8 protein-coding genes are annotated in these 15075 nt (G+C 65.1%); 7 read left to right on the top strand and 1 reads right to left on the bottom strand.

Annotated elements, in window-relative coordinates; genetic code table 11:
- Window positions 1–167 precede the first annotated feature (167 nt).
- The 6 genes from mrdA (at window position 168) to ACLZN2_RS15445 (ending at window position 12600) form a co-directional block, all read left to right on the top strand.
- Complete coding sequence (mrdA, locus tag ACLZN2_RS15420; protein WP_416979019.1) at window positions 168–2462, top strand: penicillin-binding protein 2; 2295 nt, start codon at window positions 168–170, stop codon at window positions 2460–2462.
- Complete coding sequence (gene rodA, locus ACLZN2_RS15425) at window positions 2459–3658, top strand: rod shape-determining protein RodA (protein WP_416979020.1); 1200 nt, start codon at window positions 2459–2461, stop codon at window positions 3656–3658. Before mrdA ends, rodA begins: the two co-directional genes overlap by 4 nt.
- A gap of 127 nt (window positions 3659–3785) precedes the next feature.
- Window positions 3786–5291 carry a CHAD domain-containing protein gene (locus ACLZN2_RS15430; protein WP_416979021.1) on the top strand — a complete coding sequence of 502 codons (1506 nt, stop codon included), beginning with the start codon at window positions 3786–3788 and terminating at the stop codon, window positions 5289–5291.
- A gap of 77 nt (window positions 5292–5368) precedes the next feature.
- On the top strand, window positions 5369–7333 hold the full coding sequence (locus ACLZN2_RS15435) for a TIGR03960 family B12-binding radical SAM protein (RefSeq protein ID WP_416979022.1): 1965 nt from the start codon (window positions 5369–5371) through the stop codon (window positions 7331–7333).
- 647 nt (window positions 7334–7980) lie between these two features.
- Window positions 7981–11310 carry a type ISP restriction/modification enzyme gene (locus ACLZN2_RS15440; protein WP_416979023.1) on the top strand — a complete coding sequence of 1110 codons (3330 nt, stop codon included), beginning with the start codon at window positions 7981–7983 and terminating at the stop codon, window positions 11308–11310.
- A 375-nt stretch (window positions 11311–11685) separates the two neighbouring features.
- Window positions 11686–12600 carry an aminoglycoside phosphotransferase family protein gene (locus tag ACLZN2_RS15445; RefSeq protein WP_416979024.1) on the top strand — a complete coding sequence of 305 codons (915 nt, stop codon included), beginning with the start codon at window positions 11686–11688 and terminating at the stop codon, window positions 12598–12600.
- A gap of 3 nt (window positions 12601–12603) precedes the next feature.
- Here the strand turns inward: ACLZN2_RS15445 and ACLZN2_RS15450 are convergent, their stop codons facing one another.
- A complete protein-coding gene (locus tag ACLZN2_RS15450) occupies window positions 12604–13977 on the bottom strand; it encodes a sporulation protein (RefSeq protein ID WP_416979025.1) in 1374 nt (457 codons plus the stop codon).
- A 211-nt stretch (window positions 13978–14188) separates the two neighbouring features.
- On the opposite strand from ACLZN2_RS15450, the gene ACLZN2_RS15455 reads away from it, so the two are divergent.
- Complete coding sequence (locus ACLZN2_RS15455) at window positions 14189–14749, top strand: ATP-binding protein (RefSeq protein ID WP_416979026.1); 561 nt, start codon at window positions 14189–14191, stop codon at window positions 14747–14749.
- The last annotated feature ends 326 nt before the right edge of the window (window positions 14750–15075 follow it).

Raw genomic sequence — 15075 nt, forward strand, 5'->3', positions numbered from 1 at the left:
CCCGAACGGGTCACTTCCGGCGGAACGCGGCCTCACAGGCTGATCGTTCATCATTCGTACGCGCACATTCGTTTGTGCGCACACGCGCATTCGAAGGTGTACGCACCGGCGTACGCACACACAACCGCGCACATGCGTTCGCGAACTGAGAGGGGGAGGCAGCCGCAGTGACCAACATTCCCGAGACCGGCCGGACGCCACGCGTCCAGATCCGGCTCGTCGTGATCCAGATCCTCGTCCTCTCCCTCCTCGGCACCCTCGGCGGCCGCCTGTGGTACCTCCAGATCCGCGAGGGCGCGGAGTACGCCAAGGAGGCCTCCGGCAACCACGTCCAGCAGGTCGTCGAGCCCGCCGTGCGCGGCTCCATCCTGGACGCGCGCGGAGTGCCCCTCGCCGACAACGAGACACGGCTGGTGGTCTCCGCCTCCCGCACCGACCTGCTGAAGCAGCCGGACGACGGCAAGGCGGTCCTGACCAAGCTCGCGGGCGTCCTCGGCCTGGACCCCACGGAGGTCCTGCAGAAGGTCCGGCTGTGCGACGCGAAGACCCCCCAGCCCTGCTGGAACGGCTCGCCCTACCAGCCGATCCCCATCACCGACGAGGCCACCGCCAAGCAGGCCCTGCAGATCCGTGAGCGCGCCGAGGACTTCCCCGGCATCACCGCCGAGCCGGAGGCCGTGCGCCGCTACCCCGCCCCCGGCAAGTCCAACACCGCCCAGGTCCTCGGCTACCTCTCCCCGGTCACCGACGACGAGCTCACCAAGGCCCAGGACACCGACTCGCCCTATCTGCGCTCCGACATGGTCGGCCGCAGCGGCCTCGAGCGCGAGTACGACAAGGTGCTGCGCGGCAAGGCCGGCGTCACCCGCTACGAGGTCGACAACCTCGGCCGGGTCATCGGCCAGGCCGAGGCCACCCCGGCACAGCCCGGCTCCAACCTGGTCACCAGCATCGACTCCCGCGTCCAGCGCGTCGCCGAGTACGAGCTGAACAACGCGATGAAGGTCGCCCGCCAGCAGTTCGACAAGATCACCGGCACCAACTACAAGGCCGACTCCGGCGCCGTCGTCGTGATGGAGGCCAAGACCGGCCGGATCGTCGCGATGGCCTCCGCGCCCACCTACGACCCGAACGTCTGGGTGGGCGGCATCTCCGCCAAGGACTACAAGAAGCTCACCGGGAAGAACTCCGACTACCCGCTGCTCAACCGGGCCATACAGGGTCAGGCCGCCCCCGGCTCGACGTTCAAGGTGGTCTCCACGGCCGCCGCGGTCGAGGCCGGCTACGTCTGGGACGGCGGCTACCCGTGCACCAGTTCGTACTCGGTGGGCGGCCAGGTCTTCAACAACTTCGAGGGCGAGAGCTTCGGCCCGATCTCCCTCGGCCGTGCCCTGGAGGTGTCCTGCGACACCGTCTTCTACGCCCTCGCGGACCGGGAGTGGAAGAAGGACGGCGGCATCAACCCGAAGAAGGGTGAGCCCAAGGACTACTTCTACAAGGCGGCCCACCAGTTCGGCCTCGGCAAGGAGACCGGTATCGACCTGCCGAACGAGGTCACCGGCCGGGTCCCGGACCGCCAGTGGAAGGAGTCCTACTGGAAGGCCAACAAGGACGCCTGGTGCAAGTCCGGCAAGAAGAACGGCAGTTACGTCGAGAGGATCGCCTACGAGAACTGCCTCGAGGGCAACAAGATGCGTGAGGGCGACTCGATCAACTACTCCATCGGCCAGGGCGACACCCTCGTCACGCCGATCCAGGAGGCCGTGATCTACGGCGCCCTCGCCAACGGCGGCACCATGTACGAGCCGTCCATCGGCAAGGCGATCATCAGCGCCGACGGCAGGACCGTCACCGAGATCAAGCCCAAGAAGGCCGGCAAGCTGCCCGTCAGCAAGGCCACCCTGGCCGGTATGGACGACGCCCTCGCGGGCGTGGTCACCCGGGGTACGGCCGCCTGGAAGTTCGGCGGCTGGCCGCAGGACGAGATCGAGCTGCACGCCAAGACCGGTACCGCCGAGGTCTACGGCAAGCAGACCACGTCCTGGCTGGCCACCTACAGCAAGGACTACACGGTCATCATGACCATCGCCCAGGCCGGTACCGGTTCGGGCGCCTCCGGTGAGGCCGTGCGCCACATCTACAACGCCCTCTACGGCGTCTCCGCGGACGGCTCGATCGACAAGAAGAACGCCCTGCTGCCCACCCCGCAGAAGGGCCTGCCGACCGTTCAGACGGACGGCACGATCAAGTCCCCGAAGGTCGCCAAGGACCCGGCCAAGGACCAGCGCGCCAGCCAGCAGGCCGCCCCCGAGGCGGACGCGTCGCAGCCGGCCGGCACCACCCAGCAGAACACCACCGACCAGAACACCCGCCGACAACAACGCCGGCGACGGCGACGGCGGGGCGACGGATGCGGGGGCGCCGCAGGCCGGCGATCGGTCGGCAGGAGGTCGCTCGCATGACCGGTGTCAACAGCTTCTCCGTCTCCGGATACGGGCCCGCGCGGGCCGGCTGGACCCGGGCCTTCGCCCGTGACTCGCTGGCCCGGCGGCTGGACTGGCCGATACTGCTGTCGGCCGCCGCCCTCTCCCTGATCGGCTCGGTGCTGGTCTATTCCGCGACCCGCAACCGCACCGAGATCAACCAGGGCGACCCCTACTACTTCCTGATCCGGCACCTGATGAACACCGGCATCGGGTTCGCCCTGATGATCGGCACCATCTGGCTCGGCCACCGCACCCTGCGCAACGCGGTACCCGTCCTCTACGGCCTCTCGCTGCTCGGCATCCTGCTGGTGCTGACCCCGCTGGGCTCGACGGTCAACGGCGCGCACTCCTGGATCGTGCTCGGCGGCGGCTTCTCGCTCCAGCCCTCCGAGTTCGTGAAGATCACGATCATCCTGGGCATGGCCATGCTCCTCGCGGCCCGGGTCGACGCGGGCGACAAGCCGTACCCGGACCACCGCACGGTCGTGCAGGCGCTCGGGCTCGCCGCCGTCCCGATGCTGATCGTGATGCTCATGCCCGACCTCGGGTCGGTCATGGTGATGGTGATGATCGTGCTGGGTGTGCTGCTCGCCTCCGGCGCCTCCAACCGCTGGGTCTTCGGACTGCTCGGCGCGGGCGCGGCCGGCGCGGTCGCCGTCTGGCAGCTGCACATCCTGGACGACTACCAGATCGCCCGCTTCGCCGCCTTCGCCAACCCCAGCCTCGACCCGGCCGGCGTCGGCTACAACACCAACCAGGCACGTATCGCGATCGGTTCCGGCGGACTGACCGGGGCGGGCCTGTTCCACGGCTCGCAGACCACCGGCCAGTTCGTCCCCGAGCAGCAGACCGACTTCGTCTTCACGGTCGCGGGCGAGGAACTGGGCTTCGTCGGCGCGGGCCTGATCATCCTGCTCCTCGGCGTGGTCCTGTGGCGCGCCTGCCGCATCGCCCGCGAGACGACCGAGCTGTACGGCACGATCGTCGCCGCCGGGATCGTGGCGTGGTTCGCGTTCCAGTCGTTCGAGAACATCGGGATGACCCTCGGCATCATGCCGGTCACCGGTCTGCCCCTGCCGTTCGTCTCGTACGGCGGCTCGTCGATGTTCGCGGTGTGGGTGGCGGTGGGGCTGCTGCAGTCCATCCGTGTGCAGCGGCCCATGTCGGCGTAGGCGGTACCGCGGTCGAGCCGGCGGCAGGCCGGGAACGGGCGCCGTAACCGGGTTTTCCAGCCGCTGGTATGGAATTCAACGGAAGTTGACCCTGCCGTCACGGCCCGACTGCGACTAGATTCATTTCATGGCGGAGACGAAACGCGAGATCGAGCGCAAGTACGAATCCGACGACAGTGGGCTGCCCGACCTGACCGGCGTCGCCGGGGTCGCGAACGTCCTCGACAAGGGCACCGCGGAACTGGACGCGACCTACTACGACACCTCCGACCTGCGCCTCGCCTCGGCCTCCATCACCCTGCGCCGTCGCACGGGCGGCTCCGACGCCGGATGGCATCTGAAGTTCCCGGTCGGCCCGGGTATCCGGGACGAGATCCAAGCTCCGCTCTCCGACACCGTCCCGGACGAGCTCGCCGGCCTGGTGCGCTCCCGGGTGCGCGAGGGACAGCTGGTGGCGGTGGTCCGGCTGCGCTCCGCACGGGACGTACGGGACCTGGTGGACACCGACGGCAGGCTGCTGGCCGAGGCGAGCGTGGACACCGTACGGGCGGAGCGGCTGTTCGGCGGGAAGGGCAGCGCCCAGTGGAGCGAGATCGAGGTGGAGCTGGCCGACGACGCCGACCCGGCCCTCCTCGACAAGGTGGAGAAACGGCTGCGCAAGGCGGGCGTACGGCCCTCGAAGTCGGCGTCGAAGCTGGCGCGGGCGCTCGCGGAGACCAAGGGCGGACATCCGCGCCCCGAGGACGACGGCCCCGCCGAGCCCGTCACCGCCGGCGACCACGTCCTGGCGTACGTCCGCGCCCAGCGGGACGCGATCGTCGCGCTGGACCCGGCGGTGCGCCGGGACGCCGAGGAGTCGGTGCACGACATGCGGGTCGCCACCCGCCGGATGCGCAGCACGTTCCGGTCCTTCGGCAAGGTGCTCGACCGGGAGGTCACCGACCCGATCGCCGACGAGCTGAAGTGGCTGGCCGGGGAGCTGGGCGTGGGCCGCGACCACGAGGTCCTGGCCGAGCGGCTGCAGGCGGCCTTCGACGAACTGCCCGCCACCCTGGTCTCCGGCCCGGTCCGGGAACGTCTGCGGACCTGGACGAAGGCCGGGGAGAAGGGTTCGCGGCGCCGGCTGCTCGGCGTACTGGACTCCTCGCGCTATCTGACGCTGCTCGACACCCTGGACGCGCTGGTCGCCGACCCGCCGGTGCTGAAGGCGGCCGGCAAGAAGCCGGAGAAGGTGCTCGCCAAGGCCGTACGCAAGGACTTCGCGAAGGTGTCCGCGCTGATCGAGGAGGCCATGGAGCAGCCGCCCGGTGCCGACCGCGACCTCGCGCTGCACGAGGCCCGCAAGAAGGCCAAGCGGACGCGGTACGCGGCGGAGACATCCGCTCCCGCCCTCGGCCGCCCGGCGAAGGGCCTGGTCAAGACCATGAAGTCGCTCCAGACCCTGCTCGGCGAACATCAGGACAGCGTCATGGCCCGCACCACCCTGGGCGAGCTGGCCGCCGTGGCGCACGCGGCGGGGGAGAACTCCTTCACGTACGGGGTGCTGTACGCCCGGGAGGAGCGGCGCGCGGAGAAGGCCGAGGAGGCCGTGCCGGGGGAGTGGAAGACGACCAGCGGCTCGATGGACGTGTGAATGGACGTGTGAGGGGACCCCTGAGAGGGCGTTACGCTTGATGGTCACCCCAGTCAGCTCACGAAGGTAACGCCGCGATGTCTGTCGAGTCGGTCTTCCCGCAGCTCGAAGCCTTGCTCCCGCACGTGCAGAAGCCGATCCAGTACGTCGGGGGCGAGCTCAACTCCACGGTCAAGCCGTGGGAGTCCTGTGACGTCCGCTGGGCGCTCATGTACCCGGACGCGTACGAGGTCGGTCTGCCCAACCAGGGCGTCATGATCCTCTACGAGGTGCTGAACGAGCAGGAGGGCGTCCTGGCCGAGCGCACCTACAGCGTGTGGCCGGACCTGGAGGCGCTGATGCGGGAGCACGGCGTCCCGCAGTTCACGGTGGACAGCCACCGCCCCGTGAAGGCGTTCGACGTCTTCGGCCTGTCCTTCTCCACCGAGCTCGGCTACACGAACATGCTCACCGCCCTGGACCTGGCCGGCATCCCCTTGGAGTCCAAGGACCGAACGCTTGACGACCCGATCGTCCTGGCCGGCGGCCACGCGGCCTTCAACCCCGAGCCGATCGCCGACTTCATCGACGCGGCGGTCATCGGCGACGGCGAGCAGGCCGTCCTCGACATGACGCGGATCATCAAGGAGTGGAAGGCGGAGGGCCGCCCCGGCGGCCGCGAGGAGGTCCTCCTCCGCCTGGCGAAGACGGGCGGGGTGTACATCCCGGCGTTCTACGACGTCGAGTACCTCCCCGACGGCCGTATCGCCCGTGTGGTGCCCAACAAGTCGGGCGTCCCATGGCGCGTGTCGAAGCACACGGTCATGGACCTCGACGAGTGGCCGTACCCCAAGCAGCCGCTGGTCCCCCTGGCCGAGACGGTCCACGAGCGCATGTCGGTGGAGATTTTCCGTGGCTGCACGCGCGGCTGCCGCTTCTGCCAGGCGGGCATGATCACCCGCCCGGTCCGTGAGCGCTCGATCACGGGCATCGGCGAGATGGTCGACAAGGGCCTGAAGGCGACGGGCTTCGAGGAGGTGGGCCTCCTCTCCCTCTCCTCCGCGGACCACTCGGAGATCGGCGACATCGCCAAGGGTCTGGCCGACCGCTACGAGGAAGACAAGATCGGCCTCTCCCTCCCCTCCACCCGGGTGGACGCCTTCAACGTCGACCTGGCCAACGAACTGACGCGCAACGGCCGCCGCTCGGGCCTGACCTTCGCCCCCGAGGGCGGCTCGGAGCGCATGCGCAAGGTCATCAACAAGATGGTGTCGGAGGAGGACCTCATCCGCACCGTCGCGACGGCCTACGGCAACGGCTGGCGCCAGGTGAAGCTGTACTTCATGTGCGGCCTCCCGACGGAGACGGACGACGACGTCCTCCAGATCGCCGACATGGCGATGAACGTCATCGCCAAGGGCCGCGAGGTCTCCCGCTCCAACGACATCCGCTGCACGGTCTCGATCGGCGGCTTCGTCCCGAAGCCCCACACCCCGTTCCAGTGGGCCCCGCAACTCTCGGCGGAGGAGACGGACGCGCGCCTGGAGAAGTTGAGGGACAAGATCCGCGGCGACAAGAAGTACGGCCGCTCGATCGGCTTCCGCTACCACGACGGCAAGCCCGGCATCGTCGAGGGCCTGCTCTCCCGTGGCGACCGCCGCATCGGCGCCGTGATCCGCGCGGTCTACGAGGACGGCGGCCGCTTCGACGGCTGGCGCGAGCACTTCTCGTACGACCGCTGGATGCAGTGCTCCGACAAGGCCCTGGCCGCCTTCGGCGTGGACGTCGACTGGTACACCACCCGCGAACGCACGTACGAGGAAGTCCTCCCCTGGGACCACCTCGACTCCGGCCTCGACAAGGACTGGCTCTGGGAGGACTGGCAGGACGCCCTGGACGAGACAGAGGTCGAGGACTGCCGCTGGACGCCTTGCTTCGACTGTGGGGTCTGTCCCCAGTACGACACATGGCCACAACTGAGCAACAGCGGCAAGAAGCTGCTGCCGCTCACGGTCAAGAAGGACGCTGCGACCAGCGGACACAGTCACGGGCACGGGCACTGAGGTGAGTGAGGCGCTGCGGCGGATCGCTGAGGCTGTGGCGGAGGTCACGGAGGATGAGGTGGCCGCGGCGCTTGGCTCTCTCGGGGTTCTGAAGGCGCGGCGGGTTCCCCGGGAGGTTTCGAGAACGCCACTGCCGGCTCCTGCGGGCCGTGCGGGCATTCAGTCCGAGGTGGAGTGGGTTTAGCTCTCGAAAGGCGATCCCGGCTCGGTCTCGGTGGCCGTGGATCGTTGATGGTGACTGGTGGTGGCTGGATGAGCGTGGTGTGGGCGGCGACGTCGCCGGAGTCCGCAGGGTTCTCCCCGGGCGAGAGACGTTCGGACGTGGGGGATCTGTCGGCCCGCTTTGGCGAGCTGCGTGTCAGCGGCAACATCACCCCGGCTGATCGATCTCTGCTCTTCGTACAGCAGTAAGTTGGCGGCCTTGGGGCCGTGTGAGCTGTCTTCGCTGCTGCACCTCGGTGGGCTGCCCCCTCCTTCAGGGCGGCACTCTCAGCGTATGCGCCGTAAGCAACGAGTCCGTAGGCTATGCCGACCCGTCCTGCGTGGGTGTAGTGACGCAGCTCGATCTGTTCAGATGCGAGGCGGGATGGCGTGAGGTGTCCTAATCTTCAACAAGGCACAGTGTTGATCAGATGGGGGTTGGATACATGACAAACTCTGAGGCTACGGCTGGTTCCACCCCTGTCGTGCAAGCGGTCGCCGCGTTCGGAGCGTCTGTGAAGGCGAAGTTTGCCGTGCCCACAGCTAAGGGATCGCCTGAAGATCAACTGCGAGCGCCCTTTGAAGCCCTGGTGAAAGCGATGGCGAATGCCTGCGGGCTCAACCCAGGACAAGTCGTCCTGGTTGGCGAGAACACGTTGCAGGACCTTGCAACTAGGCCCGATTACGCGGTTACGTATTCAAATGCACTCGTCGGCTATATTGAGCTAAAGGCCCCAGGAAAAGGAGCCGACCCTCGCCGCTTCACTGACGGGCACGACAAGAACCAAGGCAAGAAACTTCGCTCTCTGCCCAATGTGATGTTTTCCGACGGTAACTCGTTCAGTCTTTGGCAGAATGGCAATATCGTAGGCCGGGTTGAGATCCTCGACGGCGACGTTGAGACATCTGGGAGTGCGCTGAAGCCTGGCCCTGGGTTGCTCAGGCTCTTCGCTGAATTCTTGCAGTGGGTTCCGTTGCCTCCCCGGACGCCGAAACAGCTCGCGGAGACGAGTGCTCGCCTGTGTCGTCTAATGAGAGACGAAGTGGGTGAGCAGCTCGCTCTTGGAGCTCCCGCCCTGGTGGATCTAGCTGTTGACTGGCGACATCTTCTTTTTCCGCAGGCAACGAATGATGAATTCGCTGACGGCTATGCCCAAGCGGTTACCTTCGGACTTCTTCTTGCGAGAGCGCGGGAGATCAGTTTCGAAAACGGAATTGACTTCGTTGCGCGAGAGCTAGGAACTACCAATTCACTGATTGGTCGTGCCGTCAGCATTCTCACCGATACGGCTGTTTCGGAAGGAACTTTGGCGACGTCCGTCCGTACGCTGATGCGAGTTCTTTCAGTGGTTGATTGGCCCACCCTATCTAACGGAGACCCGGAAGTCTGGCTCTATTTCTATGAGCACTTCCTCGCGGAATACGATAGCGCTCTGCGCCGTAGAACAGGTTCGTACTACACCCCGCCTCCGGTAGTGGAGTCCATGACGCGCTGGACTGATGAGGTGCTGTCGACATTCCTTGGGCGCTCTGCCGGCCTCGCTGACGAATCCGTTACCTTGGTGGACCCGGCGATGGGTACCGGAACTTTCTTGCTAGCAGTACTTCGAAAAATTGCTGATCGCATCGCCGAAGATCAAGGCGAGGGTGCAGTGGGACCTGTACTCGAAGAGTCTCTCAAGAGAATCATTGGATTCGAAATCCAACTGGGCCCTTATGCTGTTGCTCAGCTGCGGCTACTAGCAGAGCTTGCCGAACTCGGTGCTGGTTCGCGGCCTAAAGATCTTCGTACTTACGTCACGGACACGCTTAGTAATCCGTATGTAGAGGACAACCTGCTCGGGGCTTGGTACGAGCCGATAGCCGTATCCCGAAGGCAGGCGAATAAGGTCAAGAAGGATGAGGAAGTCGTAGTAGTTCTTGGCAACCCTCCATACAAGGAGAAGGCCAGGGGGCGAGGTGGCTGGATTGAAGCAGGAAGCGACGACACCGGCCCTGCGAAGCTCAAGTCCTACATGCCTCCCACACACTGGAATGTCGGAAACCATGCCAAGCACCTCTACAACCTGTACGTCTACTTCTGGCGTTGGGCAACATGGAAGGTTTTTGAGCAGCGTTCAGAAAACAGTGAGGGAGTAATCTGCTACATTACCGTTGCCGGCTTCCTGGACGGCGACGGATTTCAGATGATGCGAGCATCCTTGCGACGGCAGGCCGACCGTATTTGGGTCGTGGATTGTTCGCCGGAAGGACATCAGCCAGCAGTCAATACGCGAATTTTTCAAGCAGTTCAGCACCCCGTCTGCATCGTTGTGGCGGTTAGAGACGGGTCGACTGACGCAGAGACTCCGGCTGAAGTGCTGTGGGCGTCTCTTCCTGAGGGACACAGAGACACAAAATTCGAGGCGCTCAAATCGATTTCTTTGGTGGGTGGAAATTGGGCGCCAGTTTCAGATGATTGGCGGGCCCCGTTTACTCCCATCGCTGAGCAGGCCTGGGCGAATTATGCATCGCTCGATGATATCTTCGCTTACTCCGCTTCAGGGATGATGCCCGGTCGGACGTGGGTTTACGCTCCTGATGTGGGGACTCTGCGGAATCGTTGGGATCTACTCATCGGCACCAGTGATGTTCAGCGCAAGAGGAATATGCTTAGCGAACACGAGGACCGCACCCTTGAAACGGTTTTGAAGTCCGGGCTTCCAGGCTACCCGATGCCTCGGACGCCGATTGGTCGCGAAAGCGGAAGTATGCCGGATGCCATAAGGATTGGATACCGTTCATTTGATCGCCAATGGATCATTCCGGATAAGCGGCTGATTAACCGACCGAATCCGACCCTATGGAGTATCCAGTCCGACAGTCAGGTCTATCTGACTGTGCTGAATCGCTCGTCCCCCACAAATGGCCCGGCTGTGACATTCACTGCTCTTATTCCGGACCAGGATCACTACAAGGGGCATGGTAGTGGACGCGCCTATCCGTTGTGGGGGGATTCTGCGGCAGAGACACCCAATATCTCTCTAGATTTCCTGGCCCATCTCGCGACCGTGTACTCCAGGGAAATATTTCCGGAGGAGGTTTTCGCCTACCTGGCATGTGTGGCAGCTCACCCTGGGTACGTTTCGCACTTCCGCCAGTATCTGCGCGAACCAGGAATCCGCATTCCTCTCACGGCAGATGTGGAAACCTTTGACGAAGCTGTACAGCTGGGTAAGCGAATTATCTGGCTCCACACGTACGGGCAGAGGTTCGTGGATCCAGCGGCAGGGAGGCCGGCATCGGCGCCGAGGGTCAGTTCCGGTAATAATCCGCGAGTTATGCGAGAAAATCCGATTCCATCCAACCCGGAAGAAATGCCTGACCGGATTGACTACGATGACCTGCGAAAAGAATTGATTGTGGGGGAGGGGAGGATCTGCAACGTGCCTAAGCGCGTCAAGGACTATGAAATTTCCGGCGTCAATGTTCTGGATAAGTGGTTTAGCTATCGGCGTCGAAACCGAGAGCGCCCAGTGATCGGGAACCGTAAAATCTCAGAACTTGCTGTGGAGCAGGCAGATCGCTGGCTTCCTGAATACACCGCGGATCTAATTGACCTGCTAAACGTGCTGTGTCTCCTTGTTGAGCATGAGGAAGAGCAGAATCGTATTCTGGAGCAGATCATTTCGGGCTCCCAAGTTAATATTGGAGATGTTCCGCGAAATCGACCCGAGGGTCGGCAGGGGCGTAATAGGGGGCGTGGTGAGATGGAGGGAGAGATAGCGCTGTTCTAGAAGATCAAACAAAAGGGTCGCTGAGAGGCCATTTGGATGACTTGAACATCAACGGGTGAGGGGCGCTCCGAATCTGGTTTATGAGCTCGGGGTCCGGAGTCGCGTACTGGCCGATTGGGTCGAGTCGGGCCGGAGGATCGCCCGGCCGCACTCGTTCTATTTCACTCCGAACACGGCCGAATTGCCTGAACGAAGATACTGGCACAAGACTTTACCGCTAGTGGCTCCGAATGCGATCAGAGTGGCTGGCACGAGTGCCTCTCGTGCTGCAGCTCTTTCCTAGATACGGTCGGAAGCGTGTCTGGCGTGCGTCGGGTTGGTCACCCGTGGGCGTGCGCTGGTTGATCGCGCGCGACTAGGGGAGCTGGTACGGGCATGGCGGTTGACGCTGCTCGCACGGATGAGGGGTTCACGTCGGCTGGGGCTGCGCGGGTGTTACGTGCCGCGTGCCGAACGGCGGGGCTCGACGACAGGGGCGCGGAGCTGATTCGTTTCGGGGAGAACGCGCTGTTCCGGCTGGACTCGGTGCCGGTCGTCGTGCGCATCGCGCGGGGCGAGGAGTGGGTGGCCACCGCTCGTAAAGAGGTTGCCGTTGCCCGGTGGTTGGCGGCGGAGGGGTTCTCGGCGGCTCGTATCGTGGAGGATGTGGAACAGCCGCTCTTGATCGACGGGCACCCAGTGACGTTCTGGCATCTGATCGTTGAGGGTGACCGCAAGGCGACGTACCGGGAGCTGGGCGGCATCCTGCGGGATCTGCACTCGCTCACCGTTCCCGCCGGCCTTGCTCTGCCGTCGTTCGATCCCTTCGGGAAGCAGGAACTGCGGATCGACAAGGCTGCGATCCCTGAGGATGATCGGGCCTTCCTGCGGAAGCAGTGGCGGGAGCTATGGGATAAGTACGAGGAGCTGCGGTTTGAGTCGCCCAAGGGGCCGGTGCACGGGGATGCGCACGTGCAGAACCTCATGGTGGACGACCAGGGGCGGGTGATCTTGATCGACTTCGAGGCGTTCTGCTTCGACCATCCTGAGTGGGATCTCATGGTGACCGCGGTGGAGCATCACAGCCTCGGCTGGCAGACCGACGCGCAGTACGCCGATTTTGTCGCCGCGTATGGGCGGGATCTGTACGACTGGCGCGGATACGAGACCCTGCGTGGGCTGCAAGAGTTCGGCATGACGACGTGGCTGATGCAGAACGTTCGGGAGAGCGAGGAGACTGCGGCTGAGTACCGGCGGCGTATTGCTGGCCTTCGCGATGATCAGGCGCCTCGGGACTGGCGGCCCTGGTAGCCGTTACTCGTCGTCGTCCAGGCGGGCGAACGCGTCGCGTACCTTCTCGTTGAAGGCGGCGACGGCTGGGCTCGTTGCGTGCGTGCCGGCCTCTCGCTGGAAGTCGGTGACGTAGCGCTGGAAGCGTGAGGACTGAAGGGAGTCGCCGCCCTCGACTGCGAGGCTCGCGGTGGTGAGGGCGGCTTCTACCTCGCCGTTGAGTAGCTGGCTCTGGGCCAGCACCATGCGGCAGAAACCGAGGGTTCTGGCGTACTTCGGGTCGGTGCTGTCCACGGCTCGCTGGGCCTGCTCGACGGCTTCGCGGCGCATCTTGAGGTCGCGGAAGCAGTGGCAGAGTTCGCCCATGAGTTCGGCTTCGTCGAAGTAGGCGAGCCAAGCCGGGTCCTCGGCGGTGTCGGCGCGCTCAAAGTGTCGTGCGGCCTCGTTCATCGCTCGGGTGGCTGCGATGCGGTCGCCTGCGTTGGACAGGGCGCGTGCCTCCATGGCCGAGTAGTTCGCCATGGCGCGTGGGGTGGCTCGCCCTTTGGCGCCCTCGACGGCTGCGCGGGCGAGCTGGATGGCTTGGGTGTGGTTGCCCAGGTAGTTCGCCTGGTGACTGAGGTTGCCCAGGATCCGCGCGCCGAACATGCGGTCATCGATGACCTGGGACAGGCGCAGCGTGGACGTGAGGTAACGGTGGGCAAGTCGGTGGTTGCCAGTGTCATACGCGGTCCACGCGAGTAACTGGGAGACCTCGGCTGCGGCGCCGAACAGGGCCGTTCCCACCTTCGTGCTGTAGCTCACGCTCAGCAGGGGGAGGACCTCGTAGCGGAAGTAGTGGCGTAACGCCCGGTGGCCATGGCCTCCGCCGTACTTGAAGTCGAGTTGCATGAAGGTGGCGGCGGCGTCCCTGATCGCGCGCACGTCGCGCATGCCGACGCGCTGTTGTGCCGGCCGGTCGGCCTCGATGCCGTCGGGACGGGCGATCATCCATGACAGGACTGCGGAGCTGAGGTCTGCGTCCGCGATGATCAGCCGGTCTGTCGTGCAGGCGTCGGCGCGCTCCTGGGCGAGTCCGTCAAGAACATCTAGGGCTTCCGGGAGCGTGCTGGGGTAGCCAGTCGGCTCCGGAGCGCTTGCCCTGGTGTGATCGAAGAAGCCGAGATCGCCGGGGGAGACTCGTCGTCCGAGCTTGGCCGAGAGCACGTCGGCCATGATCGCTGCCGTCTCGGGCTTGATGCCTGAGCCGTCGCGCCATCGCTGCACTGCGATGTGTGTCGTCCCGAGACTGATGCCGCGCTGTGCGGCGGCGTCCTGCATGCGCTTGGCCAGTCCCTTGTTCGAGACCTGGGCTTCGGCCATGACTGCGATTAAGTGCGCGTTCTGCTCCCGGTTCATGCTCCCCTGCCAACCCGAGAATGACGGCGAGTGTTCATCCTGTCACAGGAGTTTCACCCAAGAGGGTTCATTGGTGAACCCCCTTGGCCTTTGCCGGTGTTCATGTGAACTCCCTGGTGAACGCTCCCGGTCACGTCCGTCTGCCCGTGTACTGGCTTGCGTGATGCAAGCGGTGCCGTGAGGGGCCGTACGGGGCCCGGAGAGGGACGTGATGGAGGCAAGAAGAGCTGAACGCCTGGCGCGTGAGGTGGACGCGTTCGACCACTGGTTCGCGGCGCCGGACCCGTCGGCCGGCGGGCACTTCCTGACGGCCTCGCTGTTCGCCGAGTCACCGAACACGGCACGGGTCGCTCGTGACACGACGGCCGTGTTCCTGACGGATGCGGGCGCGGGTGAGTTCGTGGATGACGCCCGGCTGGTCGTGTCCGAACTGGTCGGCAACGTGGTGAACCATGTGGTGCCGGAACGCGGTCTCGCTCGTCCTGGTGGCGCCCGGCGTATCGACATGACGTTCAAGGTCTGGCCCAAGTGGGTGTTCATCGGCGTCGCGGATGAGGACTCCTCGCCCCCGCTCCTGCCGCTCGGAGACGCGTTCTCGCCCGGTCTGGCGGGGGAGCTGTCGGAAGCGGTCCTGCCGGACAACGGCCGTGGCCTCTTCATCGTTCAGCGGCTGGCCTCGTCGGTCTGGTGGCGTCCCGGTGATCAGGGCGGCAAGACCATCTGGTGCCGCTTCGACCGTGACGGCGGCGCCACCGAGCGAAAACCCTGCTGATCTCCGGGCCGTCACCCCTACCACTCCCACGCGATCGGGAGTGGACGGCGGCCCGGTCCCGGCTGGAGGTGACCACTCCGGCCAAGAGGTGCGGCCCCTCGCCGGGGCTCTCCCAATCCCCTTGAGCGAGGGGCCGCGCTTCACAACCCAATACCGAGACCGGGCCACCCCGTATGCCCTGGAAAGCGAAGGGTGGCCCGGCTGGGAACACGGCGGTTCCCGGTGCCTGATGGTACCGGGGCCGTCGTGCTGCGTTTCTGCCCCGGTCAAAGGAAGTTGACGATCCGTTACCTAGATCGGGGTCTGAAGTGAGCAAGGCAATCGGT

It is taken from the genome of Streptomyces sp. T028, from assembly GCF_048159505.1.
GTDB lineage: Bacteria > Actinomycetota > Actinomycetes > Streptomycetales > Streptomycetaceae > Streptomyces.